We start from the raw sequence: 25,141 nt of genomic DNA, 5'->3' as shown, positions 1-25,141 counted from the left end.
TCTTCCCCCGCCAGGGGGGGATCGGATCAGGCGCGCAATCGTCGGCTTACGATCCAGAAGCGTCCGCCGTGTAGCGCGGCGGCCGTCAACATCCCCAGCCCCGACGCATAGACCAGCGCCATCGGCCCGACGCCCGCCTGCACCATCCACCAACCCGCCCCGCCGGTGACGACGAAATACGCGACGATGCTGTTCACGCCCGCGACGACCTGATCGCCTAGCGAGCGGAGCGCGTAGACAAGCACCACCTGCGCGCCATCGAACAGGATGAACGGCGCCCACACCGGCAGCATCGCCAGCGCGACGCCGTGCGTCGCAGCGTCGGCCGGAAATGCCGCGACGATCGGCGTACGCGCAACGATCAGGACGATACCGCATAAGCCGAGAGCCAGCATCGACAGGCCGGTGGCGATCAGCGCGCGGGAAACGCCCGCCTTCGGATCCCCCTCGCCCACCGCATTGCCGACCCGCACCCCGCAAGCCGACCCAAGCCCCAGCGCCAACCCGAACGTGACGTTGTGCACCGAGAAGACGATCTGAAATGCATGCGCGACATCGTCGCCGAACTGCGTCGACAGCGCGATCAGGATCGAGAAGCCGGCAAGCTCCAATCCCGATGCGACTGCAGGAACGATCCCGAAGACGGCGAGCGCTGTAATCCCAGCAGGGACGCCGCGCCACGCGGCCAGATCGATTCGCCGGACGCCGCGCTCCTCGGCGCGCGGCAGGGTCAGCGCCGCGGTGATCATCCCGACCGCACCAAGGCCCGAGGCGATCGCGGTGGCGGTCGCCGCGCCGACCGCGCCCATCGCGGGCAATCCAAGATGGCCGCCCGACATCGCCCACGCCAGCGCTGCGTTGAGCGGCAGGATGGACAGGTTGACCACCGCGACGCGACGCGGGCGGCTGACGCCTTCCAGGAAGAAGCTGGCCGCGACGATCATCAGCTGCGGTGGATAGGTGAACGCCATCACCCGCACGACCCGGCCGGCAGGCTCGACCAGTGCAGGCGCGACGCCGATCCCGGCCAGCATCCCGTCGGCGAACAGGAACATGATCGCGCCGACGACCAGCCCGAGCAACAGGCCGAGCACGAGACCCTCGCGCAGGACTTGGCCGGTGCGCGGCAGATCCCCCGCCCCATCGGCGCGCGCGGTATGGACGAGCACGCCCGACAACCAGGCGAGCCCCGTGACGATCGCGATGAAGGTCAGCGAGCGGCTCGCACCCAGCGCCGCCACTTCGTGTGCGCCGACGAGCCCGACGACTATCACGTCGGTGACGTGGAGGATCGTCCAGTTGAGGCTGGTCAGCATCACCGGCCATGCGAGCGCGAGAATGCGGCGCGTTTCGGCCTTCATATCGGCGGAGAGACGTGGTGCAGCCATCGTTTGCGGTACCGGACGCACGCTTTTTCGCAAAGGCCGTTGCGTAGTCCGGAAAGCCTTGCTAGTGGCGCTCGCCTACCAGATGCCGGGTTCGCCCGGTAATGTTTCATGGGCGGCCATGGCGGAACTGGTAGACGCGCAACGTTGAGGTCGTTGTGGGCGAAAGCCCGTGGAAGTTCGAGTCTTCTTGGCCGCACCATTTTTCAGATCGAGTGAATTACCCTTTCGGGGCTCCCCTTCCGCAGGTCGGGCGTTTGATCGTGAGGAGGAACCTGCATGAGTTCGATCGACGACACGATCATCGACACGCCCGAGGGGCCGATGACCTTTGCGCAGTGGAAGAAGAAGAACCCGGTCCAGCTGCCGTCGCGCCGGACCAAGGGCAAGAAGCTGCCCAACAAGGTGAAGCTGACCACCGACGAGAAATAGGCGGCGGTGTTCCCCTCCCGCAAGCGGGAGGGGGGAAATCAATGCCGCCCCACCGGCGCTCCAGACACCATCTGCGCGCGAATCATCCGCGCCTGGAACTTCACCCGCTGCCAGAACGTCGCGTCGTCCAGCCGCCATTGCCGGATCGCCTGCGTCGCCAGCGTCTCGATCAACGCCTCGCTGCTGGCGGCATCCTGCTTGGCGAATTCCCGCGCGAGGTCCTCGACGCACGGGCCATGATCGGTGAAGTCGCGCGGGGGCGTCATGGGTGTCCCCTGGCTCGGCATCGTCATCGCTCTTTCTCCCTGTTATTCTTCACATCGATTACCGTCGGCCGCCGCTGAACAGCGCGCGTGTCGCGGTTCCGAGCGTCGCCTGATCGAACTTCAGCCGCATCGTCACGTACGGCCCCTGCCGCGTGTAGCGGTCGTCCTCGAAATCGCGGTCGCGGTAGCCCGACACGTTATAGCCGGCGCTGACCCACATGTTCTGCGCCGGCGACACGCCCACCGACGGTCCACCGCTCCAGGACCATGCACCGCGCGTCCAGGCGTGCTGCACCGACCCTGCCACGCCGACGTCGATCCGGGTGCCGATGTCCTTGCGCAGTTCGAACCCGGTGACGTCAATATAGCCGTCATACGTGTCGTCGGCGAACCGCCCGGCGACGTATTTCGCACCGTAATAGGCGGTCGCCTCCGTCCCGTGGCCAAGGCCCTCGGGACCGGTGCGATAATTGACGGCGAGGTTGTTGATGATTCGCGTCGTCACCTGATCGCCACCGCCATAGGCCGGCACACCGAGCGAATTGGAATCCGAGAACCCGGCGTCCGCACCCTCGTAGCGCAGTTCGAGCCGTTCGAGCACCGACCAGCGGCTGTCGAGCGGACGCAGGGCGAGCGCAACATCGGCGGTGGCATAAGTAGCGACCGCGCCCGCCTTGTCCTTGATCGTGTACGCCTTGATGCTCGACGCGAGTGTCTTGCCCTGCCCCAGCGTGCGCAGGAAATTGGTGGTGATCCCCCAGCGATCGCCGCTGTCGGCATTGCGGTATTCGAGGCGTCCGTTGATCGACCAGAGCGCCTGTCGGTAGGTCGCGCCCAACGTGGCTGCGGCATAGTCGCCATTGGTCTGGTCTTGGCCGACATAGCCGCCCGACGTGACCGGCTGGAACGCGTTGACGACGGCGCCTTCGGGAATCTTGCCCTTCAGCGTGTTGCTGGCGTCGAGCGTGCCATCGATGGTCCAGTTCTTGCCGAGCGGCACCGACTGGTTGAGCCCGTATTGCGCATAGGTCCGCTGGCCATTTTCGCCAATCGCCTGCTGGTTGAGCGTGCTCATCAGCTTGGCGCCGGTCCAGGGCGCGACATCGACGCCGAACTGCTTGGTATGCGCGACATAGCCGTCGCCATTGGCGATCTCATAGCCTCCGATCAGGCGGATGCCGGGCTTGATCCGGTATGACAGCTGGATCTGGTGACGGACCGGGAAGTCGACGCTGTCGCTGTCGCCGCCCGGCGCGAACTGGGTCTGGCCGGTGAGCGTCACCTTGTCGCCGAACAGATTCTGGCTGCCGCCTACGGAGATCAGTCGGCTGTCCCGGTCCTTGCCGTCGGCGCCGCGATCGGACGCGAACTGGCCGCCCACGAAAATCGTGCCGGTGTTGCGGCGATATTCGAGGCGGAAATCGCCTGCGGTGCGCGTGCCGGCATTCTCGAGCTGCTGCTGATGCCATACGACACCCGTCATGCTGAGCCGGTCGCTCAGCCGCACGCGACCATCCAGCCCGAATTTTCGCGTGCCGGCCTCGACCATATTCTGCTGGCCGACCCCGAACGCCGCGTCCTGCTGGCGCGCATAAGCGAGCAGATCGAGCTTCGCGCCGTGGTGATCGACTTCGGCCAGATAGGCGAAGCCGTCGCCCAGACCGCCACGCCCGCCCTTGGCGATCTCGCCGCGCAGTTCGGTATTGGCGGTGACGCGCGCCTTGATATCGGCGCCGAGCACGGTTGCCTTGCCGACGGTCTCGTCGCGGATCACCGCGGTGCCGACTTCGACCCGGCCGCCCGCCAGCGTGGTCGCAACGCGTGCGGCGGCGGCAAGCTTCGCCGACCTGCCGCCCTCAACCTCATAGTCGGCGACGATGAAGATCGGGTTCAGGCTGCCGTCGCGGCTGAGGATCGGGTTGCGGAAGCGGACCGTCCCCATCGACGTGTCGATGTCGTAGTCGATGTGGCGCGTCAGCTCGGTGGTCGCGATGATCAGCTCGGAGCGGAACCGGTCGCGCGTCTCGATCCGCAGCTTGTCGCTGTTCGGCACGATGTTGCGCCCCGACAGGCGGTACGGTCCGCTCAGACCGTTGCCCTGGATCTCGTCGCGCGAATACAGCGTGTCGGTATGCGCGGCGAACCCGGTCGCGCGGATCCGCTTGCCCTCATAGGCCGCCTTCATGCCGTTCAGCGTGCGGTTGTAGCGGGTCAGCTGCGTGTCGGTGAACGCGGTCTCGAAGTCGCCGAACAGCGCATAGAATTCGCGACGCTCGAGCCGCAGGTACAGTTTCCGCCGGGTGGCCGCATCATAGCCCTGACGCGAGCCGTCGCCATAGACGGTGTAGTAGCGATCGGGATCGATCGTCCCCAGCAGCCCGCGGTCGGGATCGTATTTGCGATCGCTGTCATAGGCGATCGTCGCCAGCCACGAACCCTTGACCCGGCCCTTGGCATAGAAAGCGAGCTGGCCGTCGGTGACGACGTCGTTGCGCTGCGACCGCGGCAGGCCGCTCTGCCGCTTGCTGAGCATGTCGTAGCCGAGCGACCCCGAACCAAAGCCGACGACGACCCAGTCCTTGGCGGACGCCGCCAGCCAGGCGCGGATCTCGTTGGTGTGGACGAGCTTGTCCTCGGTCAGCGAGACGACGGCGTGGACGGCGCCGGCCTGCGTGGTCGGCTGGAGCGCAATGAACGCCAGGCCGTCGTCGCCAACCACCAGCGCGGTGGTGGAGGAACGTTCGCGACCGGCGAGCTGGCGGCCCTGTTCGAGTTCGGCCTCTACCGCTGCTGTGTAAGGCTGGTCGACGGTGAACGGCACGACCGTTCCGGCGCGGACCGGCCGACCGGCCTTGTCGGTGACGCGCACGGCGATCAGCGGGCGGGTAAGGCCATCGGCAGTCAGGCGGCTGTTGGCGGCATCGAACACGGCGCGGACCGGCATTCCCGCATAGTGCACCACGCGGTCCAGCGTCTTCACGACGCTGCCATCGACCGCCAGGATGCGCGCGGCGAGGCGGTTGTCGCCATCGGCAAGCGGAATACCCGTCCAGCGCGAGACGGCGATATCGGTACCGTCGCGTGCGTCGGTACCGTCGAATGCGAGCGGATCGACCTGCTTGCCATTGATCGTCAGTGCGACACGCTGGCCCGGCATGTGCTTGATCACGACCCGGACGACCGGCGCGCGCGGGTTGTGATCGACGAGCGGGAACAGCCAGTCGATGCCCGCGGTCTGGCTACCGGCAAGCCAGTCGCGGCTGCCGGCGGCGGTGGCTCCGTCGACGATCGTGATCGGCAGCGCGGCGTCGGTAGCCCGAGCCTTGCCGGTCGGCTTCAGCTGGAAGTCGACGCGCTTGAGCAGGCCGCCGTCTCCCTCGACAAAGCGCGAGATCGGGCTGTTCGCCTGGCGCGTGTCGATGTCGCAGGCTACCGGCGCGTGCGTCTCGGGGATGCTCGACGTGTCGATCTGGACGACGTGACGGCCGGCGCGGACGCCCTCGAAATGGTACAGCCCGTCGCGATCGGTGGCGACGAACGTGCCATCCTCCATCAGCAGGCGGATTCCGGCCACGCCCTTGCGCTTGTCGACCGGATCGCCGCAATTTCCTTCGGTGACACGGCCAATGATCGTCATCGCATCGGTGAACAACAGCGGACGCAGACGGACCGAGGCGGCGGCTTCGTTGCTCGTCACGGTACCCTGGCCGGCGACCCGCGCGCGATTGAGCGCTTCGCCCGTGGGGGCCCCCGGCGCGATGCTGACGACGTATTTGAGCTCCGTGGTCGCACCGGCAGCAAGCAGGGGAATCGCGAAGTCGAGATTACGACCGTCGGACGATACGGTCGGCTCGTCCCCACCGCGTGCGGAATTTCGCTCGTAGCGCAGCCCCCTGGGTAGCGTATCGGCGACGTGGAGACCGCGCGCCGCAACCGAATCGCGGTTGGTGATGCGAAGAAGATACTGGACGAAATCGCCTGGCGACGCCTCGCGGACCGAGGCGACCTTGGTCAACAGCAGCGTGCCCGCACCCGGGCTGTCGAGCGGGACGTCCGCAGAGAACGGCTCGGGCGTCGACAAGGTCAGCGAGCCACCGAAACTGGTATCGTTGAGGATGAACGGACGGCCCTGCGGGTCCTTCAAGGCGGCTAACGCAGCGCGATCGACAGTCGACGGCGCAGTATAGGTCCCCGGCGGGGCGATCTTCAGATAATAGCGGCCCGGCGCGGTCAGCGGGAAGCGGTAACGACCGGTTTCACCGGCATACAGGCGGCCGCTGGCATCGGTGACGGGTTCGCCCGTGACAACGGTCGAGGGATACCGACTGACGCCGTCATCGCCGAATACGGTTGCAGGCGCGCCAGCGTCGTCGACCAACGAGACGGTGGTACCATCGATCAGCGCACCCGTCCGCGAATCGAAGGTGTAGCCGGCCGGATCGATCAACAGCGACGCCATCGACGACAGGCTGTAGCCGTCTTCCGCGAAGCTCAGCTTGATCGTCGCGCCACGCATGTTGCGGATATCGCAAGCAGCAAGTTCGGGATGCTTGCCGGTCGCGGTCGCGGGAATGCCGCCGGCGAAGATGCCGCTGTCGGCGGCAGTTTCGGTCAGCGTCAGCGTGGTGTGGAGAGCACCGACATCGACGTCGATGACCGACGTCTCGCGCATCTCGGAGTCGTGGTTGCCAGCCTGGTTGTCGAGCACCAGGATCATGTCGGCATAGATGTCGATCGCGGCGACCCAGGGTGATGCCGCATAGGTCGCGGCGTCGATCGTCGCCGGCGTGAAAAGAAGCTTTGGTGTTGTCTGGCAGGTCGCGCCCGTTAGTTCGTAATTGGGCGGCGGCAGATGAAAGGTGAGCGTCGTCGGACGCTTGGCACGGTTCACGTCGAGCGTAACCGTATTGGACGGCACCGTGCGTACACCGGAATCGCTGCCCGCGTCGTCGAACGACAAGGTCGCGGTATTCTGGATACGGCTCGTCTGCGCCCCGGCCGGCATCACGCCGGCGGCAAGCCCCAGAAGAACTCCCAACAGGGGGGCGCCAATGCGCGTCAAGGAGCGGAATTTGGACATGAAGGGTCCTCTCCCGGCGCATGTCGCCACGCGCCGGGATCGGTCGTTCCTTTATCGAGGGACGGAGTTTTCGGCGGGCGAGGTCTAGTTGATCGTCACACGGAAGCTCGCCGCTACCGATTGGCCGCCAAGCAGCGTCGGAATCGTCGCGGTCACCTTCTTCGTGGCGCTGTTGTAGGAGCCCGTATAGAGAAGGACAGGCACGGTGACCGAACCGTCATCCGCCAGCGGTACGCCATCGACGACGCCCGACAACAGACAGCTCGTGCCAAGCGCGATCGCACCGATCTTGAGCGAATTGGCTTGGTACGTCGTGTTTTGGGGAATGACGTCGGTCAAGTTGACGTTGGCCGCCGGTACGAGTGCCGTCGCATTGTTGACGACCAGGCAGTATTGCACGACCGCGCCCGGGATCGCCTTTGGCAGCGTCACGCTGATCCCATCGGAAATCACCAGCGATGACTTGGTGACGCTCAACGCGACATTGCGTGTCGCGATCGTATAGCCAAGAACCGCACGGCCATATCCGTTATTGGCAAGATCGCCGAAACCGGAGTCACCGTCTGCGAAGACGACGTCAATAGCGTTGTCGCGATTGGCGGTCAGTGCGTTCGATACCAGGGCCGCACCCTTTACGGTGGGCGTACCGCCTTCGGCGATCTGCGCGATCAGCGTCACACTGGCAAGCGCAGCAGACTGATCCGTGGACATGTCAGCGACGATGAAAACCGTGGCCGTGTCATCCGCCTTGAGTTCGTCGATAAAGTCCAACTTATCCTTGTTGGGATCGAATTTCTTGTCGCCGTCCGCATCGACGAAGATCCTGATGTTGTCGGCAAGGAAGTTTGCGCCCGCGAACAGGCCGCCCAGGAAATTCCTGTCGTACGTCAACCGGAAATCTTGCGTGCCGTTCGTATTGTTCGTTACCGTGAACGCCACGACTGCGTCCTTTTGGCCGATTGCGACCTCGGTATTCCCGCCGAGCGGTGCGACCGTCAAATTGGCTTTGAGATCGACCTGGAACGTCGCAACGTTTGACGTCGCACTCTGCTGCACGCCGTTGACGGTGTAGCTCGCCTGTGCAGTGTTCGTGATGACCGTACCGGCGGCGGTGCCCGCTGGGCCCGGCGCGCCCTGCGCGCTCGCAGAACCGGCCATCATACCGATCGACACGATGGCGGCCGTACCGGCCATCAGCGTGCGTATTACCCCTGTTGCATGCATGTCTGAATCTTTCTTCGTTGGATGTGGTCAGGTGTGAAGGGAGAGAGTGGGACGAGAGGAGGGCGTGCTCATTTGAGGACGGCCTGGAACGCGAACTGGCCTTGCGAACCGGCCGCTATCGGGCTCGCGAGGCGCCACCGGACGCTGGTGACATCGTTGGGACTCGCCGCGCGCGTGCTGCCGTCGGGGCTGCGGACGCGAAGGCTGGCGAGGGAACCGAAAGTCTTGCCGTCGACCGACACGTCGGGTGTGGGCGAACCGGGATTGGCCGATCGATAGGCGATCGCCTTGGGCAACGGATTGTCGAGCACCACGTTGGACAGCGGCTGTGCGCCGGTGTTGCGATAGCTGAGCACGAAGACGACCTTGTCGCCGGGCGTCACCCGCGACGGCTTTACCAGCGCCACCCGCGTCGTTCCGTCGGCGGCGGCGCTGCGCGCCTCGACCATGATGCTGCTCGTGATCTGCAAGGGGCCAGCTGCCGCGGACGTGACGGCGGGCGCGATGACGGCAGTCGTCGCCAGGATTGCGGCGATCATGGGACGCGTGATCATGGATATGTTCCTCGTAAGGTGGGTCATTGGATCTTGGTCTTGAACTGGACGGTGTGGATCGATGCCGCCGCGACCTGCCCAAGCGAGACCGCGATGCGGCCGCCCTTGAGCGCGGCCGCATCGAAGCTGCCGTCATCGCCGTCGGCGCGGTCGGTGAGCGGAGCGCCATCGAGGCTGAGGCTGCCGGGGACGAACACGGTCCCCTCCGGAATCGAATCGGCGATTCGCGCGCCGGCTACCGCGTCGGTGAAGCGCGCTTGCAACGTGTAGGTGATGACCGAATCGCGTACCGCGTTCTGCGATCCGTCGGCGGCACGCACCGACTGACTCTTGATGAGCGCGGGACCGGTCAGCGTGGTCACCAGGGGGATGTTCAGGGTGGCGATCGCACCGGTCGGGCCGACGATCGCATCGCCCCCGCCATCGCCCTTGCTGGCAAAGACGCTGCCCATCGGACCCGATCCGGTAGTCGACCGCGCGGTGATGGTGAGAGTGTTATCGGCGGCACCAGCGTCGGTCGCGGCAACCAGCACGAACAGCTTGATCGACTGTCCAGGCGCGAGTTTCGGCGTGATGCCATCGACAAGGGGCAGATCCGTCGCGGGATCGTAGCGGCCGTCGCCGTTGGCATCGATCACGAGCGCGCGGACAACGATGCCAACCATCGAGATCGTAGCTGCCAGCGAGAACGACTCACTGCCGTTGTCGACATTGGTCAGCGTCAGCGGAACCGCGGTGGACTGTGCGGCACCGGGTGGGCCGACGACCAACGCCCCCTCCCCATCGCGCACCAACCGAACGTCGAGCCGCTCGGCGACGATCAACGTGACGGTATTCGAAGCGATCGATCCAGCCGTGCCGTTCAATTCGTAGCGAAGTGCCGCCGTGTTGACGATCGGCGTACCAGCCAGAGTCTGGGCGCGTGCCGTGCCAAGGGTCGCCGCACCCATTCCGCAACACATCGCGATACGGAACGGTACGGTCCCGCTCCGGAACCAACCGATCTGGCGCACGTTTGAGGCAGACTGTCGAATCAATGTAGTTCCCGTTCATTTGACCGGGAACAAATCGACGACTTGCACTTAAGCAAATGCTACGAAATCGGAACGGCTTTATTTGGCCAACTTTTGATAGTTAATCATATTAAATCGGGTTTGGTCTTCATTAGCGGCTTATAGAAACTGGAACCCGAATTACTTGTAATTCGGTTTCTTTTGCTGCCACAGCGCCCCATCTCGACAATAGTGCATATACGCTGTCCTTCTGCGCGACAGTGTCAGGCTCAAAGGGCCTAAAAGGCGCATGAAGGCACTTGCCTGAAACGGCGACGCGGCGCCGAGGGCGGCGTTGCCCCAGTGGCGGGATGCTAGCCGCTCAGCGGCGGGGGAGCGCCCGGAGATAGGACCGCAACGCCTGATCGCCGCCATGGCTCAGCGAGATCTCAACGCGTCGCCGGTCCGTTGGGTCGATCACGCGATCGATCAGCTTGAGCTTGTGGAGATGTTCGATCCAGCGTTGCGAGGTCGTGACCGGGGCGTCCGACATGCTTACCAGCGCCTTGATGTTCATCGGTTGACGATCGTCACGCGCGACGAACAGTGCCAACAGCATATCCCATGCTGGTTCGTGGAAGAGCTCGCCCGGTAGGTAATCGCGTCGCAACCGACGTTCGGTCAGCACCGCTTCGGCATGGGCGACCAGCGCCGCATCGCTCGGTTCGTCGCCTTCGGGTTCCACTTCGGCGGCATGCGCGACACGCCCGTTAAACTCCTCGGCCACCGCAGAAAGCTTGGCCGTCAGATCCTTGATCAGATCGACTACGGACTCGTTTTTCACCAAAGGCTCCCCTCGCCTTACCAACACAACATCCGTTCAATCGATCCGTCATATCGTCGCTACGGCATTTTACCGCATGCCCACGAGATGCCGGACCCAGACCCACGTACAGTCTCGCAAAACATGTGCCGAACGCAATGTCCTTACCCCTCCCCTACTGCGATTTCTGCGAAATCGTCGTTCAATCGCCCGAGATTCGGTATTTGACCCGTTTTTCGACATCAGAACGGATGCAATAGCCACCACAATACTATCCGTTTTGGTGTTAATTGTCTTGATTTGGTGCAGATGTAGCACACCCCCATCGTGCATGACTATGGTAAGCACGCTTTACCAGAGCGTAAGGCGACGCGCATTGCGGTACCTGTTGCCGCACTGGCTTTGGTACGAGGAACTAAAATGGTTGCGACGCGGGTCTATTCGTTGCTGCAGGAAGCCTGTCTGGCACTGGAAACGTCCGAAGACCACGCGATCGCTGCCTATGTCGGATTCGCGATGGCGCTCGTTCAGGATAAATATGGCGTCGGACAGGACCATCTGGATGCCTCGAACCTGGAATGAACCGGCTCAGGCGATAGAGTCTCCGCTGCCATGGCGGCCTCTTCGTGCCGCCCCTCCGTCATGCTATCGATCGTACGGACTATCGCCGCGTCCTCACGTCCATTCAAGCCGGCCGTGCGTTACTGGGCAATTGCGTACGAAAGGGTCTCGTGTCCGCTTATCTTAATGCCGTCGGCACTGCCGTTCCCGGTCACGATATCCACGACGCCTTCATCGCCTGGGCGCGCGCGCGAACCGATGAGCGATCAACGCGGGTGTTCGACCGGATGGCGAGCCGGTCGGGCATCGCGCATCGCTGGTCGGTGCTGCCGCCGACCGCGACCGGCGGCTCCCCCGTCGACGATGCCGGGTTCTACGCCACCGAACCGCACCCCGGCACCGCAGCCCGGATGACGCTGTATGCCGAGCATGCGCCGGACCTCGCGATCCGCGCGATCGAGGCGTTGCGCGCGAAGGTGGCGCTGGACGGGATCACGCATCTGGTGGTGGCGAGCTGCACCGGTTTCGTCGCACCCGGCATCGACCAGATCATCGCCCGGCGGCTGGGGCTCGCGCCGAACGTCGAGCGGCTGCTGGTCGGTTTCATGGGCTGTTACGCGGCGGTCGTTGCGTTGCGTAGCGCGCGGCACATCGTCCGCTCCGAACCGGACGCCCGCATACTCGTCGTGACGGTCGAACTGTCGACCCTGCACCTGCAACCCGCGACCGAAATCGAGGCGTTGCTCGCGATGCTGCAGTTCGGCGATGGCGCCGCAGCGGCGCTGGTGAGCGCGGATGCGACCGGGTTCGCACTCGAAACGCCGTTCGCCGCGACGCTGCCCGACAGCGAGGCGCTGATCCGCTGGGATGTTACCGATGCCGGATTCGCGATGCACCTGTCGGGCGAAGTACCCGGACGAATCGCCACGGCGCTGTCCGATGCGGCGTTCCGCAACGTCGTGAGCGCCGGGCAAGCGTCGGATGCGATCGATGCGTGGGCCGTCCATGCCGGCGGCCGATCGATCCTGGATGCCGTCGAACACGCGCTCGCTCTGAAACCGGATGCGCTGGCGGCGTCGCGTCAGGTGTTGGCGGAAAACGGCAACATGTCGTCGGCCACGCTGATGTTTGTGTTCGAACGGTTGCTGGCCGGTCCGCCCGTCGAGCACGGTGTCGCGCTGGCGTTTGGGCCCGGCCTCGCCGCGGAGGGCTTCGGATTCCGGAGCGCGGCATGAGTCTCGCGATTCGCAGCCAGGCCGACGAGCTTATGGACGCGGACGATCTCGACGCGGCCACCTACGCGGATGTCGTCGGCGACCTCGCCGTGGTGAACACCGTCACGATGGCGCGTCGCCCCACGCTCGACTTTCTCGACCGAGCCACCAAGGGGCGAAAGAGCTTCCGTCTGCTCGACGTCGGGTTCGGCGATGGCGACATGCTCCGCCGTATCGCACGCTGGGCGAAGGCCAAAGGCATCGCCGCAGACCTGGTCGGCGTCGACCTCAACCCGCGCAGCGAACAGGCAGCACGAGCGCATGGGGGAGGCATCCGCTACGTCACCGGGGACTATGCCGATCTCGCCGACGAGCCCTGGGACGTGATCGTCAGCAGCCTCGTCGCGCATCACATGAGCCACGATCAGCTCGTCGCTTTCCTGCGCTTCATGGAGGCACAAGCGAGCGCAGGATGGTTCGTCAACGACCTGCACCGCCACGGCTTCGCGCATTGGGGTTTCCCGGTCCTGGCCACCCTCGCCCGCTGGCACCCGATCGTCCGCCACGACGGCACACTGTCCATCGCGCGCAGTTACCGCCCCGACGAATGGCCTCCGATCCTTGCCGAGGCAGGCATCACCCAGGCGAAAATCCGTCGTGTCTTCCCGTTCCGGTTATGCGTCGAACGCCTGCGCTGATCGTCGGCGGCGGGCTCGCCGGCGCCGCCACCGCGATCGGCCTGGCACGCGCACGTCTGCCGCATCTCCTCGTCGAACGATCGCGCGAGACCGGCGATGCGATCTGCGGCGGGTTTCTGAGCTGGCGTACGCTGGAGACGCTGGAAGGGCTCGGTATCGATCCCGATACGCTCAACCCCGCACGCGTTACGCGCGCGCGTATCTTTGCCGGTAGGCGGCGCGCGGATGCCGCCCTTCCCCATCCGGCCGTGTCGGTTACGCGCCATCGCCTCGACACGGTGCTGTTGGCCCACGCCGAACGGCTGGGCACCCCGATCGAGCGCGGCGTCACGGTCCGCGAGATCGACGGCATGGCGGTTCGCACCGCCGACGGCGCGACGTTCGCGCCCGACGCGCTGTTTCTCGCCAGCGGCAAGCATGACGTTCGCGGGATGGCACGCCCCGAAGAGGCACGCGGCGCCGACCCGACGCTCGGGATACGAGTCCGCATCGCTCCCTCCCCCAACCTCGCCCGCTCCCTTGCAGGCGGCATCGAGCTGCACCTGTTCGACCGCGGCTATGCGGGTCTGGCGATGCAGGAAGACGGTACCGCCAACCTCTGCCTCGCGGTCCACCGCTCGCGTCTCCAGGCCGCCGGATCGCCCATGCACCTGCTGCAGGCACTCGGCCGCGAGATGCCGGCGCTCGGCGAATGGGTCGCGCTGATCGACGGCAACGCCCAGATCGATGCGATCGCCAACGTCCCCTATGGCTGGCGCCAACGCAGCGGCGTCGATGCGGTGTTCCGGCTGGGTGATCAGGCGGGCGTCATCCCGTCGCTCGCCGGCGAAGGCATGGGGATCGCGCTCGCCAGTGGTGTCGCCGCGGCCGCCGCCTACACACGAGGCGGCCCGGACGCGGCATCCGCGTGGCAGGAAAATTTCGCTTGCCGCCTAGCCCGGCCGATCGGCATTGCCGGGCTCGTCCGCCAAATTGCCGAGAGCGAGCGCGCCGCGTGGCTGCTCCCCGTCCTGCGCCCCTCGCTGATCAAGATGATCGCCAACGCAACCCGGATCGGCCAGTCTTGAAATCCATCCCGCCAGCACGAGATGCATGATCATGGACCAGCTCAACCTCTCCGAAGCCGAATGGCGCAAGCGGCTTACGCCGGAGCAATATCACGTGCTGCGCGAAGCCGGCACCGAGCGCGCCTTTGCCGGGGTCCTGACCGACAACAAGGCGGACGGCGTCTACCGCTGTGCGGCGTGTGCGAACGAACTGTTCGACAGCGCCGACAAATACGAGTCCGGCTCGGGGTGGCCGAGCTTCAGCCAGCCGATCCGTCCCGACGCGGTGACCGACCATAGCGATCGCAGCCACGGCATGACCCGCACCGAAACGCGCTGCGCTCGCTGCGACAGCCATCTCGGCCATGTATTCCCGGATGGCCCACCGCCGACCGGGCAGCGTTATTGCATGAATTCGCTCTCGCTCGAATTCCGGGCGCGCAAAGCGAACGCCGCGGCTTGATGCCGCTTGTAGGGTAGGGGCATAGCGCGGTATTCCGCGCGCCACATGGCTCGTACGCGTTCTGCTTCACCGTCCCGTCGGCCCCCGCAGCGTCCAGCGTCTCGCTGGCGTCGCCGGGTCGTCCTCCTTCTCCAGGTCATGGTCGGGTTGGGGGTCCTTGCGCTCGGTGCGCTGGCGATCGCGGTCTATGTCGCGATGTCGCAGCTCCCCAGCTTCGACAGCCTGAAGTCGTCGCCCAACGGCCAGATGATCCGTGTCCACGCCGCCGATGGCACTGTGATCGTCTCGATGGGCCCGAGCTTCGGCGAATGGCTGCCTTACGGGCAAATTCCGGCGGTGATGCGCGACGCAACCGTGTCGGTCGAGGATCGCCGGTTCCGGTCGCATATTGGCATCGATCCGATCGGCGTCGCGCGCTCGGTGAAGGTGCGATACGATCGCGGGCACTGGACGCAAGGCGGCTCGACGATCACGCAGCAGCTCGCGCGGACCGTCTTCCTCAACAACCAGAAGAAGTTCGGACGGAAATTCCGCGAGGCGATCCTGGCGTTCGCGCTCGAATGGAAGTTTTCGAAGGATCAGATCCTCGAGCTGTATCTGAACAAGGTTTACTACGGCGGCGGCGCGTACGGGATCGACGCTGCAAGCCGCAAATTCTTCGGCCACGGCGCGGATCATCTGAGCCTCGCCGAAGCCGCAGTGATCGCCGGACTCGTAAAAGCGCCCTCCAACTACTCGCCGACTGCCGACGCCGAAGCCGCGATGGGCCGCGCCGGCGTGGTGCTGGAGACGATGCAGGAAACTGGCGCGATCACCGCGTCACAGGCCGCCGATGCCGACGTATCGGGCCTGAAACTCGCGCCCGAGCCCAGGCAGAACAGCGTACGCTACTTCACCGACTGGGCGATCCCGCAGCTCGATACGCTGATCGACGAGACGACCGAGCCGCTCGAAGTCTGGACGACGCTCGACCTGACGATGCAACGCCAGGCGGACGACGCGATCCGCGCCAACGCGCCCCCGGGAGCCCAAGGCGCGCTGGTCGCGCTCGATCGTGGCGGCGAAGTCCGCGCGATGGTCGGCGGCAAGGATTACGTTTCGTCGATCTACAATCGCGCGACGCAGGCGGTCCGCCAGCCGGGCTCGGCGTTCAAGCTGTTCGTGTACCTTGCGGCGCTGGAGGCGGGTCACAAGCCCGAGGATTCGATCGTCGACGAACCCGTCACGATCCAGGGCTGGAGTCCGCGCAACGATTCCCGTCGCAACTCCGGCGCGGTCTCGTTGCGCACCGCCTTCGCCTATTCGCTGAATACGATCGCTGCCAAGCTGGGCCAGGAAGTCGGCTTCAACACCGTCGCCGACATGGCGCGACGGTTCGGGATCACGACCACGGTCAACACGCATCCGTCGATGGTGCTCGGCACGTCGGAGGTCCGCGTGATCGACATGACGCGGGCGTTCGCGAGCGTCGCCAGCAAGGGCGTTGCGGTCACGCCATACGGGATCACGCGCGTGACGGCGAACGGCCAGACGATCTACACGCACGAGGTCGACCGCAGCCATGTGCTGGTCGCGCCCTACGTCGCCGCCGAGATGACCGACCTGTTGCAGACCGCGGTCAACACCGGCACCGGTCGCGCAGCGCAGATCGGCCGTCCGGTCGCGGGCAAAACGGGCACCACCAGTTCGTCGAAGGATGGCTGGTTCCTCGGCTTCTCGAGCGGAATCACGACCGGCGTATGGATGGGTCGCGACGATGCCAAGCCCATCGCGGGCCTGCACGGTGGCACCGCGCCCGCGCGCGCCTGGGCGGCATTCATGAAGCCGGCGACCGCCAGCCGTCCGATCGAACAGTTCGATACGCAGGTGACGTTGCCCGAATGGCAGCTGGAACCCGACGAGGAGAGCTATTTCGGTCAGCCCGACAACGGGCAAATGGCGGTCGACGCGGACGGCAATCCGATCGAACAGGGCCAGCCGCCGGTTCCGACCGACGCGCAGACCGGCGACACGATCCCCCGGCCGGATGCGGATCAGCCCGAAGCTCCCGCCGCACCGCCACAGCAGTTGAACCAGGACTGGATCGACCGCGTCACGGGTCGCAACCAGCCGCGTCAGGAGCAGCCGGCAGGACGCCAGCCGCTAACCCGCGACGTGCCGCGCGATCCAGTGCAGACGCAACGCTTCCAGAGCGACCGTCCTCAGGAAGAGCGCCCGAACCAGTGAAGCCCGGCGCCATGGGTGCGTAACCAGACGCGCGCGGGCGTAGGGTCTTCGCCGTAAAGTTCTTCGACCAGCGCGTGGAAGACCGGCGCGTGGTTCATGTGGACGCGGTGCGCTACCTCATGCGCGACGGTGGCGCGGCGGACCCAGCCTGGCGCGAGGATCAGGCGCCAGCTGTAGCGGATGACGCCGCTCGACGCGCAACTACCCCAGCGGCCCTTCGCATCACCGACCACGACCTGCGAGACGCTGACTTTTGCCTTGGCGGCGTATTCGGCGGTTTCAGTCTCGAGCATGGCGAGCGCAGTCCGCTTCAGCCAGGCCTCGACGCGGCGAGGAATGGTTTCGGCAGGACCCGATAGCGACAGCGTCGAGCCTTCGCGAACCACGGTCCGCCGGCTTCCTGGAGTCCATTCGATCGTCAGCGGTTCGTCGGCGACGGTCAGGACTGCACCGGGGATGAACGGCCGCGGCTGGGGCAGCAACGCGCGCTGTTCGGCGATCCACCCCGCCTTGTCTTCGGCCCAGGCCAGCGCCTGTTTCAATGCCGCACGCTTGGGAAGGACCAGCCTCGCCCGGCCACTCGCAGGATCGATCGACAAACGCGCGCGACGGGCGCGGGGGTGACGGACGATGTCCAAGCCCTCGATCATCAGGCGATCACCGGCTTACAGTTCCCGATCGATGACGTGATATTCCAGTTCGCCGGCCTCGTCCTCGCTGACGGTCCAGCCGCGCACCGACTGCTTGGCGCGGTGGACGGCCTCGCGGTCGCCGCAGACCAGATAATGCCACTCGGGCAACTGCTCGCCGGCTGCACGAAGGCGGTACGCACACGTCGAGGGCAGCCAGTCGATGCCGTGGACGTTGCCAGTCGTCAGCCGCACGCATTCGGGGACATAGGCGTGGCGGTGGCGGTAATCGGAGCATTGCCCGCTGCGCCGGTCGAGCAGCCGGCACGATACGTTGGTCGCGACGAGCTCGCCGGTCTCCTCGTCCTCAAGCTTATGGATGCAGCATTTGCCGCAGCCGTCGCACAAGGCTTCCCATTGGCCGCGATCGAGTTGCTCGATCGGCGTATCTTCCCAGAAGCGCGTGCTCATCGGACCCAGCGCTTGATCTCTGTCACCACCGCGTCGGGCCCTTGTTCCTGTGGCAGCAAAGCGATCGGCTTGCCGTCCGGGTCCATCAGATAGGCCTGCCGGCTGTGGTTTACGAGGTAGCCCCCTCCGAGCGAAGGATCGCCCTTGCTCGAATACACCGCGTATTCGGTCTTGATCCGCTCGATCGCCTCGGCGCTGCCGGTCAGCCCGACCATGCGCGGGTGGAAGGCGGAGACGAACTGCTTGAGCACGGCAGGCGTATCGCGCGCTGGATCGACGGTCACGAACACCGGCACGATCTTGGCGGCGATCACCGGATCGCTCGCCTCGAGCTTTTTCACCGCGGCGCCGATCGCCTGGACATCCGTCGGACACACATCGGGACAGAAGGTGTAGCCGAAATACATGATCCGGTATTTGCCGGCGAAATTGCGCTCGGTCACGGCCTGCCTATTCTGGTCGGTCAAGGCGAAAGGCCCGCCGATCCGGGCGCCTTCGAGGGGCGGCTTGGCAGGGGGGGCCGATGCGGTGCATGCCGACAGCGCAAGCGCGGGGAGGAAGAGGAAACGCAGGTTCATGATGCCGCCAGCCTTGATCTGTTAGCCCCAGCGGCGCAAGCGTCGCGCCAGATCATGAGCGGCGCAACCGTCGCCCGATATCCAGGACGAACCAAGGAAGTCTCTCGATGCGTATTCGCCTGATGCTCGCCGCCACCCTCCTGACGCCGGCGCTGGCCTGCGTTGCCACGCCGTCCTTCGCGCAGGGCCAGTCGGAGGGGTACAAGTTCCTGTCCGCGGTCCGCGATACCAAGAACAACGAAGTGCTGGAGATGCTCGGCAAGCCCGGCAGCAACATCATCAACACGCGCGACGTGACCAGCGGGGAGGGCGCGCTCCACATCGTCATCAAGCGCGGCGACGAAGTCTATCTGCGCTTCCTGCTGCAAAAGGGTGCCGACGCCAATCTGCGCGACGGCAAGGGCAACACGCCGCTGTTGCTGGCGGTGACACTCGGCCAGACCGGGATGATCCCGATCCTCACCGCGGCAGGCGCGAACCCGAACCTGGCGAACTCGGCAGGCGAGACGCCGCTGATCCGTGCGGTGCAGCGCCGTGACGTCGGCATGATCCGGGCGCTGCTGAACGAGAAGGCCGATCCCGACCAGGCGGATATCATGGCCGGCATGTCGGCGCGCGATTACGCCAAGCAGGACGGCCGCAATCCAATCGTGTCGAAGCTGCTGGAGGATGCGCCGAAGACGGTGAAGAAGGCCGTCTCGGGCCCGAAATTCTGACTGTCTTCTGATCCTCCCCCGCCATCGGGAGGTGGCGCCGAAGATGACGGAGGGGGAGGACAGGGAGCAGAGGTTACCGCTTCCTCCCGCTCCATCTGGCAAGCGCCAGCCGCCCCCCCCCTGGCAAGCGAGGATTATCTCGCCTTCAGAACGCCAGCCCGTCCGCATCGGGGTCCATCTGCGCGATCAACCGCCGCGCCGCCCGCCTGGCAAACGCCAGCGTACAGCGTTTGCGAACATGCGCGGGCAGGGGGATGGTATGCGCCTCGCGCACGATCGCCGCGTCGTAGCGGTCCGCGACGATGATCCCGGTCCGCTCGGGCAGGAAGGCGGGGCCATGCAGCGGTCCGACGTCGAACCCCGCCGGCACTGCCCAGAAATACCGGTCGCAATGCCCCAGATAATCCGGCCATTTCCCGTCGCCGAGCAGGTCGGCGCGCGACACCTTGATCTCGACGATCACGATCTGCCCGCGCGCATCGACCGCCATCAGGTCGGCCCGACGGCCACCATCGAGCGGAACTTCGGTCATCGCGGTGAGGTCGTGGCGGAGCAACATCCGAATGACGCCCCGTGCCACGTCGGCGGCGCAAAGCGGCGATCCGGGTTCGTCGATGCAGGAGTCCGGCGGCATGTCGAGCATGCCCCGGAAATAGAACAATCCGCGAACGAGGCAAGCTCATTCACGGATTGTCGTCGTGGTTTTAGAGGATTGTCGGCCCGCCCCTTACCCGTTCGCCCTGAGCGAAGTCGAAGGGTGCGCTCCGAGTAAAGGTGCTTCGACTTCGCTCAGCACGAACGGGGCCGGGGTCGTATCAACGGTAGAAGACGTGGTTGCCGATCGAGGCGACCTTGACCGCACGGACCGAAGGGCGGCGATCGGGGGTGTTGAAGTACAGCGCCTTCTCGGCGGGGCTGTTCCATGCGCTGGCGAGCGCGACCTTGGCGACTGCGATCGCGGTACGATAGGCGGTGCCGGCGTTGATGTTGGGGATCTGGCCACCGCGGACGAAGCTGAACTGGCCGCGCTGCTTGACGACGGCGCAGACGTCGGCGGGGAAACGACCTGACTTGGCGCGGTTGATGATGACTTCGGCCACTGCGAGCTGGCCGGTCAGCGGCTCGCCCTTCGATTCGAAATAGATCGCGCCGGCAAGGCACTGGAGCGCTTCGTCGGCGGCGGCGCTATCCTGCGCGGCAACGGCCTGGGCGAGCGTGTCGAATTCTTCTTCCTCGGCAGCAGCGACCGGCTCAACTGCAGCAACGGTCGTTGCGGCGGGAGCGATCTGCGGAACATTCTGCGGGGAGAGGGCGTTTAGATTTGCGAGAGCGGTGAGATTGACCGTGGAACGATCGAGACCGGTCGCCTGACCGGGTGCGCTGTTGCCGAGCAGGCCAGCCAGTGAGAAAGTTATGGCTGCGATAGTCGCGGCCCGCTGCAAAATCGTCATTCAAACTTATTCAGGTGCGGTTGGACCGTGGAGGCAATCGTACAAGCCGATCGTCCAGGCATCCCCCCGACTGCGTAACCGATCCGGATCGCACCCGTCCCAGCACAACGCCGATCAATGTTGCAATTCCCCTCTATTGGGGGGGCTTTCGAGTCAATCGTCGAGGATCGTTTCAGCGGCGAACCGTTCCGCCGCTGCGATGTCCACCTCGACGACCCACAAATCGGGGTCGCGCGCACGCCGCCGCCGCCAATAGCCGTCAAGGTCCTCGGCCGGAGTCGAGTCGATCAACGTAGTCCGTCCGTCGGCCCCGATTCCGCGCTCCAGAAGCCGGGGAGGGGCGCCCTTGTCGACTGCGATGACGAGGATCGCACCGCCCTGTGCATCGCCTTTCGCCATCACTGCGCCGAACCCGCCAGCATCGTTTACTCGCCGGAGGAGGGCACTGACGAGCACGCCGCTGGGCAGCCTGCCGCTCATGCCAGCGCCCGGTATCCCGGCAAGCCGGCAAGCGCGATCCGCGAGCGCATGAACGTGCCGGTACCGCGCGCCGCCTCTTCGCCGTCCGCATCGATCAGCCGCGCATCGGCAACGAACACGCGTCGCTTGCCGCTGATCCAACGTCCCTCGGCGATCACCGGGCCGACCTTCAGCGGGCGGGTGAGCAGCAGGTTGAACGCGGTCGTCAGCAGGAAACGATCGGTGACGAGGCTGTTCGACGCATAGAACGCGGCGTCGTCGAGCATCTTGAAATAGCTCGTACCGTGCGCCGCGCCGCCCGCGTGATAATGTCGCTCGTCGATCGTGAAGTGAATCCGCGCGACTCCCGCTTCGGGGATTTCCAGCGACGATTCGAAGAACCGATTGATCGGCGCCTGCGCATACAGCGATTCCAGCGCGCGGAAATGCGCCTCCGCGCCCCCCAAGCCCTGTTCCGGCTCATGCGGCATCGCGCACCTCGTCCGCCGTGAACAGCGCGTAGAGCGCATCGGGCGAACCCGCGCCGCGCAGTTTTTCCAGGAACGGCTTGTCGCGCAGCCGCCGCGAGACGCGCGCGAGCGCCTTCAGATGGACTGCCCCCGCATCGGTCGGCGACAGCAGCATGAAGATAAGGTCGACCGGCAGATCGTCGACTGCCTGGAAATCGACCGGCTGCGCCAATCGCACGAACACGCCTGTGACCTGTGCGAGCCCCTCCAGCTTGGCATGCGGGATCGCAACGCCCCCACCAAAGCCGGTCGAGCCCAGCTTCTCGCGCGCGGTCAGTCGCTCGGCGATCGCCTTCGCGTCCGCGTCGACGATCTCGGCCGCAATCGTCGCGATATGCTGGAACACCGCCTTCTTGGTCGCGGCGATCACGCCCGTCTGCACTGCGTCGGGACGCAACATATCGCTGAAATCAGTCATTCTGTTCAATATCTCAAGCGCCCCCGCGCGCATCCGCCTTAGCGGGTTGCGCGGGGGCGTAAAGGCGCGGCCGTGAGACTCGCGCCCTTATGGACCCTTCTTGTTACTGGGGAGGGGAGGCCGCGCCCGTCGAAGCGGCCCGCTGTGGCTCGACCCAACCGATCGTGCCGTCGCCGCGCTTATAGACCATGTTGTGCGCGCCGGTGCCCGCATTCTTGAACAGCAATGCGGCGGTGTTGCGCAGATCCAGCATCATCACCGCGTCAGACACGCTGGCCTCCGGAATGTCGACGCGCGTCTCGGCGATGATCAGCGGTGCATCGGCAACATCGTCCTCCTCGATGCTCTCCTGGAACAGCGTGTAGCCGGCATTGTCGTAGCCGTTGCTCTCAGCCATCGCGACGGCCTCGCCGGCGTGGCGATCCTTCAGGCGGCGCATGTAGCGGCGGAGCTGGGTTTCGATCTTGGCGGCGGCACCATCGAAGGCGGCGCGGGCGTCATAGGCCTCCGAATGGCCCTTGAGCACGAGGCCCTTCATCACATGCGCGACGATATCGCATTTGAAGCCGGCATCGTGCGGGCCCTTGCCGAACGTGACTTCCGCCGAGATGGCGCGCGAGAAATACTTGTCGGCGATACCCTGGAGTCGGTCTTCCACGTGGCTGTTGAGTGCTTCGCCCGTGTCAACCTGGTGACCAGAAATCCGGATATCCATTATCGTCTCCTTGTCGGCGTTACAGTCTCGGGCGGTCCTGTTGGCTCCACCCTGCCAGCGTCATCCGGACGCCACGGCCCCCCAAATCGGATCCTTGATCCCCTTCATAAACGCAGCATGCGCCGCAAGGTCTCCCTCGCTTACCGCGAAAACACGCGGCGGACGAACGACCCGAGGCGCCTGTGCGACGATCGGAGTCGAAGCGCCGCTAGCTGTCTCGCTGAGCAGCCCGAGGCCGATCTGGCGACCGCCCATCAGCTCGACATAAACCTGCGCGAGCAGTTGCGCATCAAGCAGCGCGCCGTGCAGGACGCGGTGACTGCGATCGATCCCGAACCGCGAGCACAGCGCATCGAGCGAATGCTTGGCGCCGGGGTGACGGCTGCGCGCAATCTGCAGCGTGTCGACCATCCGCTTCATGTGGACGATCTGGCGGCCGCACTTGGTCAGCTCGCCGTTGAGGAACGAGAAGTCGAAGCCGGCATTGTGCGCGATCATCGGCGCGTCGCCGACGAATTCAAGCAGGTCCTCGACCGCGTCGGCGAACTTCGGCTTGTCGGACAGGAACTGTGCGCTCAGCCCGTGGACGTTGAACGCCTCGACCGGCATATCGCGCTCGGGGTGATAATAGGCGTGGAAGATTCGGCCGGTCTCGACCCGGTTGAGCATCTCGACGCAACCGATTTCGACCATGCGGTCGCCGCCGGAAAAACTGAGGCCGGTGGTTTCGGTATCGAAGACGATCTCACGCATCCAGGTGGTATCGGCTCAGATTTCCAAGGATGCAAGCACCGCCCGGACTTGCGCGCGTGTTGCGTCGAAGCTGGTGTCGGTGTGGATGACGTGATCCGCGCGGGCGCGTTTTTCGGCGTCGGGGGTCTGGCGCGCGAGAATGGCGGCGAACTTTTCCGCGGTCATGCCGGGACGGGAGAGGACGCGGGCGCGCTGGACGTCGGGGGCGGCGGAAACGACGACGATCACGTCGACATTGCGGTCGCCGCCGGTCTCGAACAGCAGGGGGACGTCGAAGACGATTCGCTTGCCCGTGTGCTTGGCGAGGAAGGCAGCGCGTTCTTCGCTAACGGCGGGGTGGACGATCGCTTCGAGTCGCTTGATTGCGACGTCGTCGCCGAAGACCGCTGCGCCGAGTTTTGCGCGGTCGACTGCGCCGGCGATGGTAGTGCCGGGGAAGGCGGCTTCGATCGCGGGGACCAGTCGCCCGCCGATGCCTTGCAACCGGTGGACGGTCGCGTCGGCATCGAACACGGGGACGGCTTCGTCGGCAAACATCGCGGCCACAGCGGATTTGCCCATGCCGATTGAGCCGGTGAGGCCGATGATCATTTGATTAGCAGTGCGCGGAGGTCTTCGTCCCGATCGCGCGGTGGTTCCACGTGGAACAATATCTCGAACGCTACCGCGGCTTGGCCGATCAGCATCTCCAGGCCGTCGACGGTTTCGAGATCGCGCGCGCGCGCCGCTTTCAGGAGACCGGTTTCGAGTGGGGAGTAGACAATGTCGTAGACCAGCGAGTCCGGGTCCAGCGCGCCGAGATCGATATCGAGCGACGGCTGACCGGCCATGCCGAGCACGCTGGCATTGACGAGAAGCCGCGAGGGCGGGGCGGCGGGGCCGATCGGCAACGCTTGTCCCTTGAGCCCGAATGCCGACAGCAACGCCGCGCCCTTCAGCGGATTGCGGTTGAGGATCGTCACCGGGCCGACGCCCATTCGCGACAGCGCGAACAGGATCGCGCGGGCAGCTCCCCCGGCGCCGATCACCGTGACAGGCTGGGCGGCAATATCGAGATCGTCGATCGGCGCCCAGAATCCGGCGGCGTCGGTGTTGGTGCCGATGCAATCGCCTGCCTGGTTGCGGAACACCGTGTTGATCGCGCCGATCGTCCCGCGGACGTTGCCGGGATCGGAGACGTGGTCGAGCGCCGCGAGCTTGTGCGGCATCGTGATGTTGCACCCGCGCCACGCCGGGTCGGCCTTGCGTTCGGCGAAGTAGGCGGGGAGGGCGTCCGGGGTGACGAGCTTGTGGCGGTACTCCGCGTCGATCCCGAGCGCGTCGAGCCAGAAGCCGTGGATCAGCGGCGATTTCGACTGCGCGATCGGATCGCCGATCACTTCTGCGTAGGGACGGGGGGCGAGGGTCATTCGAAGCTCCGTGTTTCCCCGCGAAGGCGGGGATCCAGTCTGGGCACC

27 protein-coding genes and 1 tRNA gene are annotated in these 25,141 nt (G+C 65.5%); 9 read left to right on the top strand and 19 right to left on the bottom strand.

What is annotated here, in order from left to right; all coding sequences use genetic code 11:
• Positions 1 to 26: 26 nt before the first annotated feature.
• The gene (locus tag AC3D24_RS13380) at positions 27 to 1,388 is read right to left on the bottom strand and encodes an MATE family efflux transporter (RefSeq protein WP_489031373.1); all 1,362 of its coding nucleotides are present in this window, start codon (positions 1,386 to 1,388) and stop codon (positions 27 to 29) included.
• Between the two features lie 112 nt (positions 1,389 to 1,500).
• On the opposite strand from AC3D24_RS13380, the gene AC3D24_RS13375 reads away from it, so the two are divergent.
• Together AC3D24_RS13375 and AC3D24_RS13370 are read left to right on the top strand one after the other, a co-directional pair.
• Positions 1,501 to 1,587 (top strand) — tRNA-Leu (locus AC3D24_RS13375).
• Between the two features lie 77 nt (positions 1,588 to 1,664).
• A complete protein-coding gene (locus AC3D24_RS13370) occupies positions 1,665 to 1,817 on the top strand; it encodes a hypothetical protein (protein WP_165886441.1) in 153 nt (50 codons plus the stop codon).
• A 38-nt stretch (positions 1,818 to 1,855) separates the two neighbouring features.
• On the opposite strand, the gene AC3D24_RS13365 is transcribed toward AC3D24_RS13370, so the two are convergent.
• The 6 genes from AC3D24_RS13365 to AC3D24_RS13340 all read right to left on the bottom strand — a co-directional run bounded on the left by AC3D24_RS13365 (position 1,856) and on the right by AC3D24_RS13340 (position 10,777).
• On the bottom strand, positions 1,856 to 2,110 hold the full coding sequence (locus tag AC3D24_RS13365) for a hypothetical protein (protein WP_489031371.1): 255 nt from the start codon (positions 2,108 to 2,110) through the stop codon (positions 1,856 to 1,858).
• Between the two features lie 31 nt (positions 2,111 to 2,141).
• Positions 2,142 to 7,121 (bottom strand): hypothetical protein, encoded by a 4,980-nt coding sequence (locus tag AC3D24_RS13360; protein ID WP_489031369.1) that lies wholly within the window; start codon positions 7,119 to 7,121, stop codon positions 2,142 to 2,144.
• Positions 7,122 to 7,247: 126 nt separating this feature from the next.
• Complete coding sequence (locus AC3D24_RS13355; protein WP_489031368.1) at positions 7,248 to 8,387, bottom strand: hypothetical protein; 1,140 nt, start codon at positions 8,385 to 8,387, stop codon at positions 7,248 to 7,250.
• A gap of 68 nt (positions 8,388 to 8,455) precedes the next feature.
• Positions 8,456 to 8,941, bottom strand: coding sequence for a hypothetical protein (locus AC3D24_RS13350; RefSeq protein WP_489031366.1), 486 nt, complete (start codon positions 8,939 to 8,941; stop codon positions 8,456 to 8,458).
• A 23-nt stretch (positions 8,942 to 8,964) separates the two neighbouring features.
• Positions 8,965 to 9,891, bottom strand: coding sequence for a hypothetical protein (locus tag AC3D24_RS13345; RefSeq protein WP_489031364.1), 927 nt, complete (start codon positions 9,889 to 9,891; stop codon positions 8,965 to 8,967).
• Positions 9,892 to 10,315: 424 nt separating this feature from the next.
• Positions 10,316 to 10,777, bottom strand: a complete 462-nt coding sequence (locus AC3D24_RS13340; protein WP_489031363.1) for a hypothetical protein — start codon at positions 10,775 to 10,777, stop codon at positions 10,316 to 10,318.
• A gap of 399 nt (positions 10,778 to 11,176) precedes the next feature.
• Here AC3D24_RS13340 and AC3D24_RS13335 point away from each other — a divergent pair, with 399 nt between their 5' ends.
• From AC3D24_RS13335 to AC3D24_RS13310, 6 genes are all read left to right on the top strand, one after another.
• The gene (locus tag AC3D24_RS13335) at positions 11,177 to 11,338 is read left to right on the top strand and encodes a hypothetical protein (RefSeq protein WP_489031361.1); all 162 of its coding nucleotides are present in this window, start codon (positions 11,177 to 11,179) and stop codon (positions 11,336 to 11,338) included.
• A 149-nt stretch (positions 11,339 to 11,487) separates the two neighbouring features.
• A complete protein-coding gene (locus tag AC3D24_RS13330; protein WP_489031359.1) occupies positions 11,488 to 12,552 on the top strand; it encodes a type III polyketide synthase in 1,065 nt (354 codons plus the stop codon).
• Positions 12,549 to 13,229: a methyltransferase domain-containing protein gene (locus AC3D24_RS13325; RefSeq protein WP_489031357.1), complete on the top strand. Its 681-nt coding sequence runs from the start codon at positions 12,549 to 12,551 to the stop codon at positions 13,227 to 13,229. The genes AC3D24_RS13330 and AC3D24_RS13325 overlap by 4 nt, the downstream gene beginning before the upstream one ends.
• Positions 13,208 to 14,296 carry an NAD(P)/FAD-dependent oxidoreductase gene (locus AC3D24_RS13320; protein ID WP_489031355.1) on the top strand — a complete coding sequence of 363 codons (1,089 nt, stop codon included), beginning with the start codon at positions 13,208 to 13,210 and terminating at the stop codon, positions 14,294 to 14,296. Before AC3D24_RS13325 ends, AC3D24_RS13320 begins: the two co-directional genes overlap by 22 nt.
• Positions 14,297 to 14,327: 31 nt before the next feature.
• Positions 14,328 to 14,738, top strand: a complete 411-nt coding sequence (gene msrB / locus AC3D24_RS13315) for a peptide-methionine (R)-S-oxide reductase MsrB (RefSeq protein ID WP_489033150.1) — start codon at positions 14,328 to 14,330, stop codon at positions 14,736 to 14,738.
• A gap of 138 nt (positions 14,739 to 14,876) precedes the next feature.
• On the top strand, positions 14,877 to 16,964 hold the full coding sequence (locus AC3D24_RS13310; protein ID WP_489031353.1) for a transglycosylase domain-containing protein: 2,088 nt from the start codon (positions 14,877 to 14,879) through the stop codon (positions 16,962 to 16,964).
• On the opposite strand, the gene AC3D24_RS13305 is transcribed toward AC3D24_RS13310, so the two are convergent.
• From AC3D24_RS13305 to AC3D24_RS13295, 3 genes are read right to left on the bottom strand one after another with little or no spacing between them, the layout of a single operon-like run.
• The gene (locus AC3D24_RS13305) at positions 16,940 to 17,614 is read right to left on the bottom strand and encodes a M48 family metallopeptidase (protein ID WP_489031351.1); all 675 of its coding nucleotides are present in this window, start codon (positions 17,612 to 17,614) and stop codon (positions 16,940 to 16,942) included. The two genes, AC3D24_RS13310 and AC3D24_RS13305, sit on opposite strands and share 25 nt — an antisense overlap.
• Positions 17,615 to 17,629: 15 nt before the next feature.
• The gene (locus AC3D24_RS13300; protein WP_432715098.1) at positions 17,630 to 18,064 is read right to left on the bottom strand and encodes a YcgN family cysteine cluster protein; all 435 of its coding nucleotides are present in this window, start codon (positions 18,062 to 18,064) and stop codon (positions 17,630 to 17,632) included.
• Entirely contained in the window at positions 18,061 to 18,642 is a 582-nt protein-coding gene (locus AC3D24_RS13295) for an SCO family protein (RefSeq protein ID WP_489031349.1), read from the bottom strand. Before AC3D24_RS13295 ends, AC3D24_RS13300 begins: the two co-directional genes overlap by 4 nt.
• 107 nt (positions 18,643 to 18,749) lie before the next feature.
• Here AC3D24_RS13295 and AC3D24_RS13290 point away from each other — a divergent pair, with 107 nt between their 5' ends.
• Complete coding sequence (locus AC3D24_RS13290; RefSeq protein ID WP_489031347.1) at positions 18,750 to 19,358, top strand: ankyrin repeat domain-containing protein; 609 nt, start codon at positions 18,750 to 18,752, stop codon at positions 19,356 to 19,358.
• A 145-nt stretch (positions 19,359 to 19,503) separates the two neighbouring features.
• Here the strand turns inward: AC3D24_RS13290 and AC3D24_RS13285 are convergent, their stop codons facing one another.
• The 9 genes from AC3D24_RS13285 to AC3D24_RS13245 form a co-directional block, all read right to left on the bottom strand.
• Entirely contained in the window at positions 19,504 to 20,001 is a 498-nt protein-coding gene (locus AC3D24_RS13285) for an MmcB family DNA repair protein (RefSeq protein ID WP_423324082.1), read from the bottom strand.
• A 172-nt stretch (positions 20,002 to 20,173) separates the two neighbouring features.
• Positions 20,174 to 20,809, bottom strand: coding sequence for a cell wall hydrolase (locus AC3D24_RS13280; RefSeq protein ID WP_489031345.1), 636 nt, complete (start codon positions 20,807 to 20,809; stop codon positions 20,174 to 20,176).
• A gap of 153 nt (positions 20,810 to 20,962) precedes the next feature.
• Positions 20,963 to 21,289 carry a DUF1491 family protein gene (locus AC3D24_RS13275; protein ID WP_489031343.1) on the bottom strand — a complete coding sequence of 109 codons (327 nt, stop codon included), beginning with the start codon at positions 21,287 to 21,289 and terminating at the stop codon, positions 20,963 to 20,965.
• Complete coding sequence (locus tag AC3D24_RS13270) at positions 21,286 to 21,759, bottom strand: PaaI family thioesterase (protein ID WP_489031341.1); 474 nt, start codon at positions 21,757 to 21,759, stop codon at positions 21,286 to 21,288. Before AC3D24_RS13270 ends, AC3D24_RS13275 begins: the two co-directional genes overlap by 4 nt.
• On the bottom strand, positions 21,749 to 22,216 hold the full coding sequence (locus tag AC3D24_RS13265) for a PTS sugar transporter subunit IIA (protein ID WP_489031339.1): 468 nt from the start codon (positions 22,214 to 22,216) through the stop codon (positions 21,749 to 21,751). The genes AC3D24_RS13270 and AC3D24_RS13265 overlap by 11 nt, the downstream gene beginning before the upstream one ends.
• Before the next feature lie 103 nt (positions 22,217 to 22,319).
• Positions 22,320 to 22,931: a ribosome hibernation-promoting factor, HPF/YfiA family gene (gene hpf, locus AC3D24_RS13260; RefSeq protein WP_489031337.1), complete on the bottom strand. Its 612-nt coding sequence runs from the start codon at positions 22,929 to 22,931 to the stop codon at positions 22,320 to 22,322.
• Positions 22,932 to 22,991: 60 nt separating this feature from the next.
• Positions 22,992 to 23,684, bottom strand: a complete 693-nt coding sequence (gene dnaQ / locus AC3D24_RS13255; RefSeq protein WP_489031335.1) for a DNA polymerase III subunit epsilon — start codon at positions 23,682 to 23,684, stop codon at positions 22,992 to 22,994.
• A gap of 15 nt (positions 23,685 to 23,699) precedes the next feature.
• Positions 23,700 to 24,275, bottom strand: coding sequence for a dephospho-CoA kinase (coaE, locus tag AC3D24_RS13250; protein WP_489031333.1), 576 nt, complete (start codon positions 24,273 to 24,275; stop codon positions 23,700 to 23,702).
• Positions 24,272 to 25,093 carry a shikimate dehydrogenase family protein gene (locus AC3D24_RS13245; protein WP_489031331.1) on the bottom strand — a complete coding sequence of 274 codons (822 nt, stop codon included), beginning with the start codon at positions 25,091 to 25,093 and terminating at the stop codon, positions 24,272 to 24,274. The genes coaE and AC3D24_RS13245 overlap by 4 nt, the downstream gene beginning before the upstream one ends.
• Positions 25,094 to 25,141 lie beyond the last annotated feature (48 nt).

The sequence above is a fragment of the Sphingomonas sp. SL1004 genome (assembly GCF_057815015.1).
The sequence above is the reverse complement of the archived record's forward strand: the minus strand, read 5'-3'. Positions and strand labels throughout refer to the sequence as shown.

Coding starts and splice junctions, on each gene's coding strand:
- AC3D24_RS13280 (WP_489031345.1), bottom strand. CDS start 20,809: ATGACGATTTTGCAGCGGGCCGCGACTATCGCAGCCATAACTTTCTCA.
- AC3D24_RS13355 (WP_489031368.1), bottom strand. CDS start 8,387: ATGCATGCAACAGGGGTAATACGCACGCTGATGGCCGGTACGGCCGCC.
- coaE (WP_489031333.1), bottom strand. CDS start 24,275: ATGATCATCGGCCTCACCGGCTCAATCGGCATGGGCAAATCCGCTGTG.
- AC3D24_RS13320 (WP_489031355.1), top strand. CDS start 13,208: ATGCGTCGAACGCCTGCGCTGATCGTCGGCGGCGGGCTCGCCGGCGCC.
- AC3D24_RS13275 (WP_489031343.1), bottom strand. CDS start 21,289: ATGAGCGGCAGGCTGCCCAGCGGCGTGCTCGTCAGTGCCCTCCTCCGG.
- AC3D24_RS13300 (WP_432715098.1), bottom strand. CDS start 18,064: ATGAGCACGCGCTTCTGGGAAGATACGCCGATCGAGCAACTCGATCGC.
- AC3D24_RS13265 (WP_489031339.1), bottom strand. CDS start 22,216: ATGACTGATTTCAGCGATATGTTGCGTCCCGACGCAGTGCAGACGGGC.
- AC3D24_RS13285 (WP_423324082.1), bottom strand. CDS start 20,001: ATGCTCGACATGCCGCCGGACTCCTGCATCGACGAACCCGGATCGCCG.
- AC3D24_RS13305 (WP_489031351.1), bottom strand. CDS start 17,614: ATGATCGAGGGCTTGGACATCGTCCGTCACCCCCGCGCCCGTCGCGCG.
- dnaQ (WP_489031335.1), bottom strand. CDS start 23,684: ATGCGTGAGATCGTCTTCGATACCGAAACCACCGGCCTCAGTTTTTCC.
- AC3D24_RS13245 (WP_489031331.1), bottom strand. CDS start 25,093: ATGACCCTCGCCCCCCGTCCCTACGCAGAAGTGATCGGCGATCCGATC.
- AC3D24_RS13365 (WP_489031371.1), bottom strand. CDS start 2,110: ATGACGATGCCGAGCCAGGGGACACCCATGACGCCCCCGCGCGACTTC.
- AC3D24_RS13380 (WP_489031373.1), bottom strand. CDS start 1,388: ATGGCTGCACCACGTCTCTCCGCCGATATGAAGGCCGAAACGCGCCGC.
- AC3D24_RS13270 (WP_489031341.1), bottom strand. CDS start 21,759: ATGCCGCATGAGCCGGAACAGGGCTTGGGGGGCGCGGAGGCGCATTTC.
- AC3D24_RS13370 (WP_165886441.1), top strand. CDS start 1,665: ATGAGTTCGATCGACGACACGATCATCGACACGCCCGAGGGGCCGATG.
- AC3D24_RS13345 (WP_489031364.1), bottom strand. CDS start 9,891: ATGGGTGCGGCGACCCTTGGCACGGCACGCGCCCAGACTCTGGCTGGT.
- AC3D24_RS13325 (WP_489031357.1), top strand. CDS start 12,549: ATGAGTCTCGCGATTCGCAGCCAGGCCGACGAGCTTATGGACGCGGAC.
- AC3D24_RS13350 (WP_489031366.1), bottom strand. CDS start 8,941: ATGATCACGCGTCCCATGATCGCCGCAATCCTGGCGACGACTGCCGTC.
- hpf (WP_489031337.1), bottom strand. CDS start 22,931: ATGGATATCCGGATTTCTGGTCACCAGGTTGACACGGGCGAAGCACTC.
- msrB (WP_489033150.1), top strand. CDS start 14,328: ATGGACCAGCTCAACCTCTCCGAAGCCGAATGGCGCAAGCGGCTTACG.
- AC3D24_RS13290 (WP_489031347.1), top strand. CDS start 18,750: ATGCGTATTCGCCTGATGCTCGCCGCCACCCTCCTGACGCCGGCGCTG.
- AC3D24_RS13295 (WP_489031349.1), bottom strand. CDS start 18,642: ATGAACCTGCGTTTCCTCTTCCTCCCCGCGCTTGCGCTGTCGGCATGC.
- AC3D24_RS13335 (WP_489031361.1), top strand. CDS start 11,177: ATGGTTGCGACGCGGGTCTATTCGTTGCTGCAGGAAGCCTGTCTGGCA.
- AC3D24_RS13310 (WP_489031353.1), top strand. CDS start 14,877: ATGGTCGGGTTGGGGGTCCTTGCGCTCGGTGCGCTGGCGATCGCGGTC.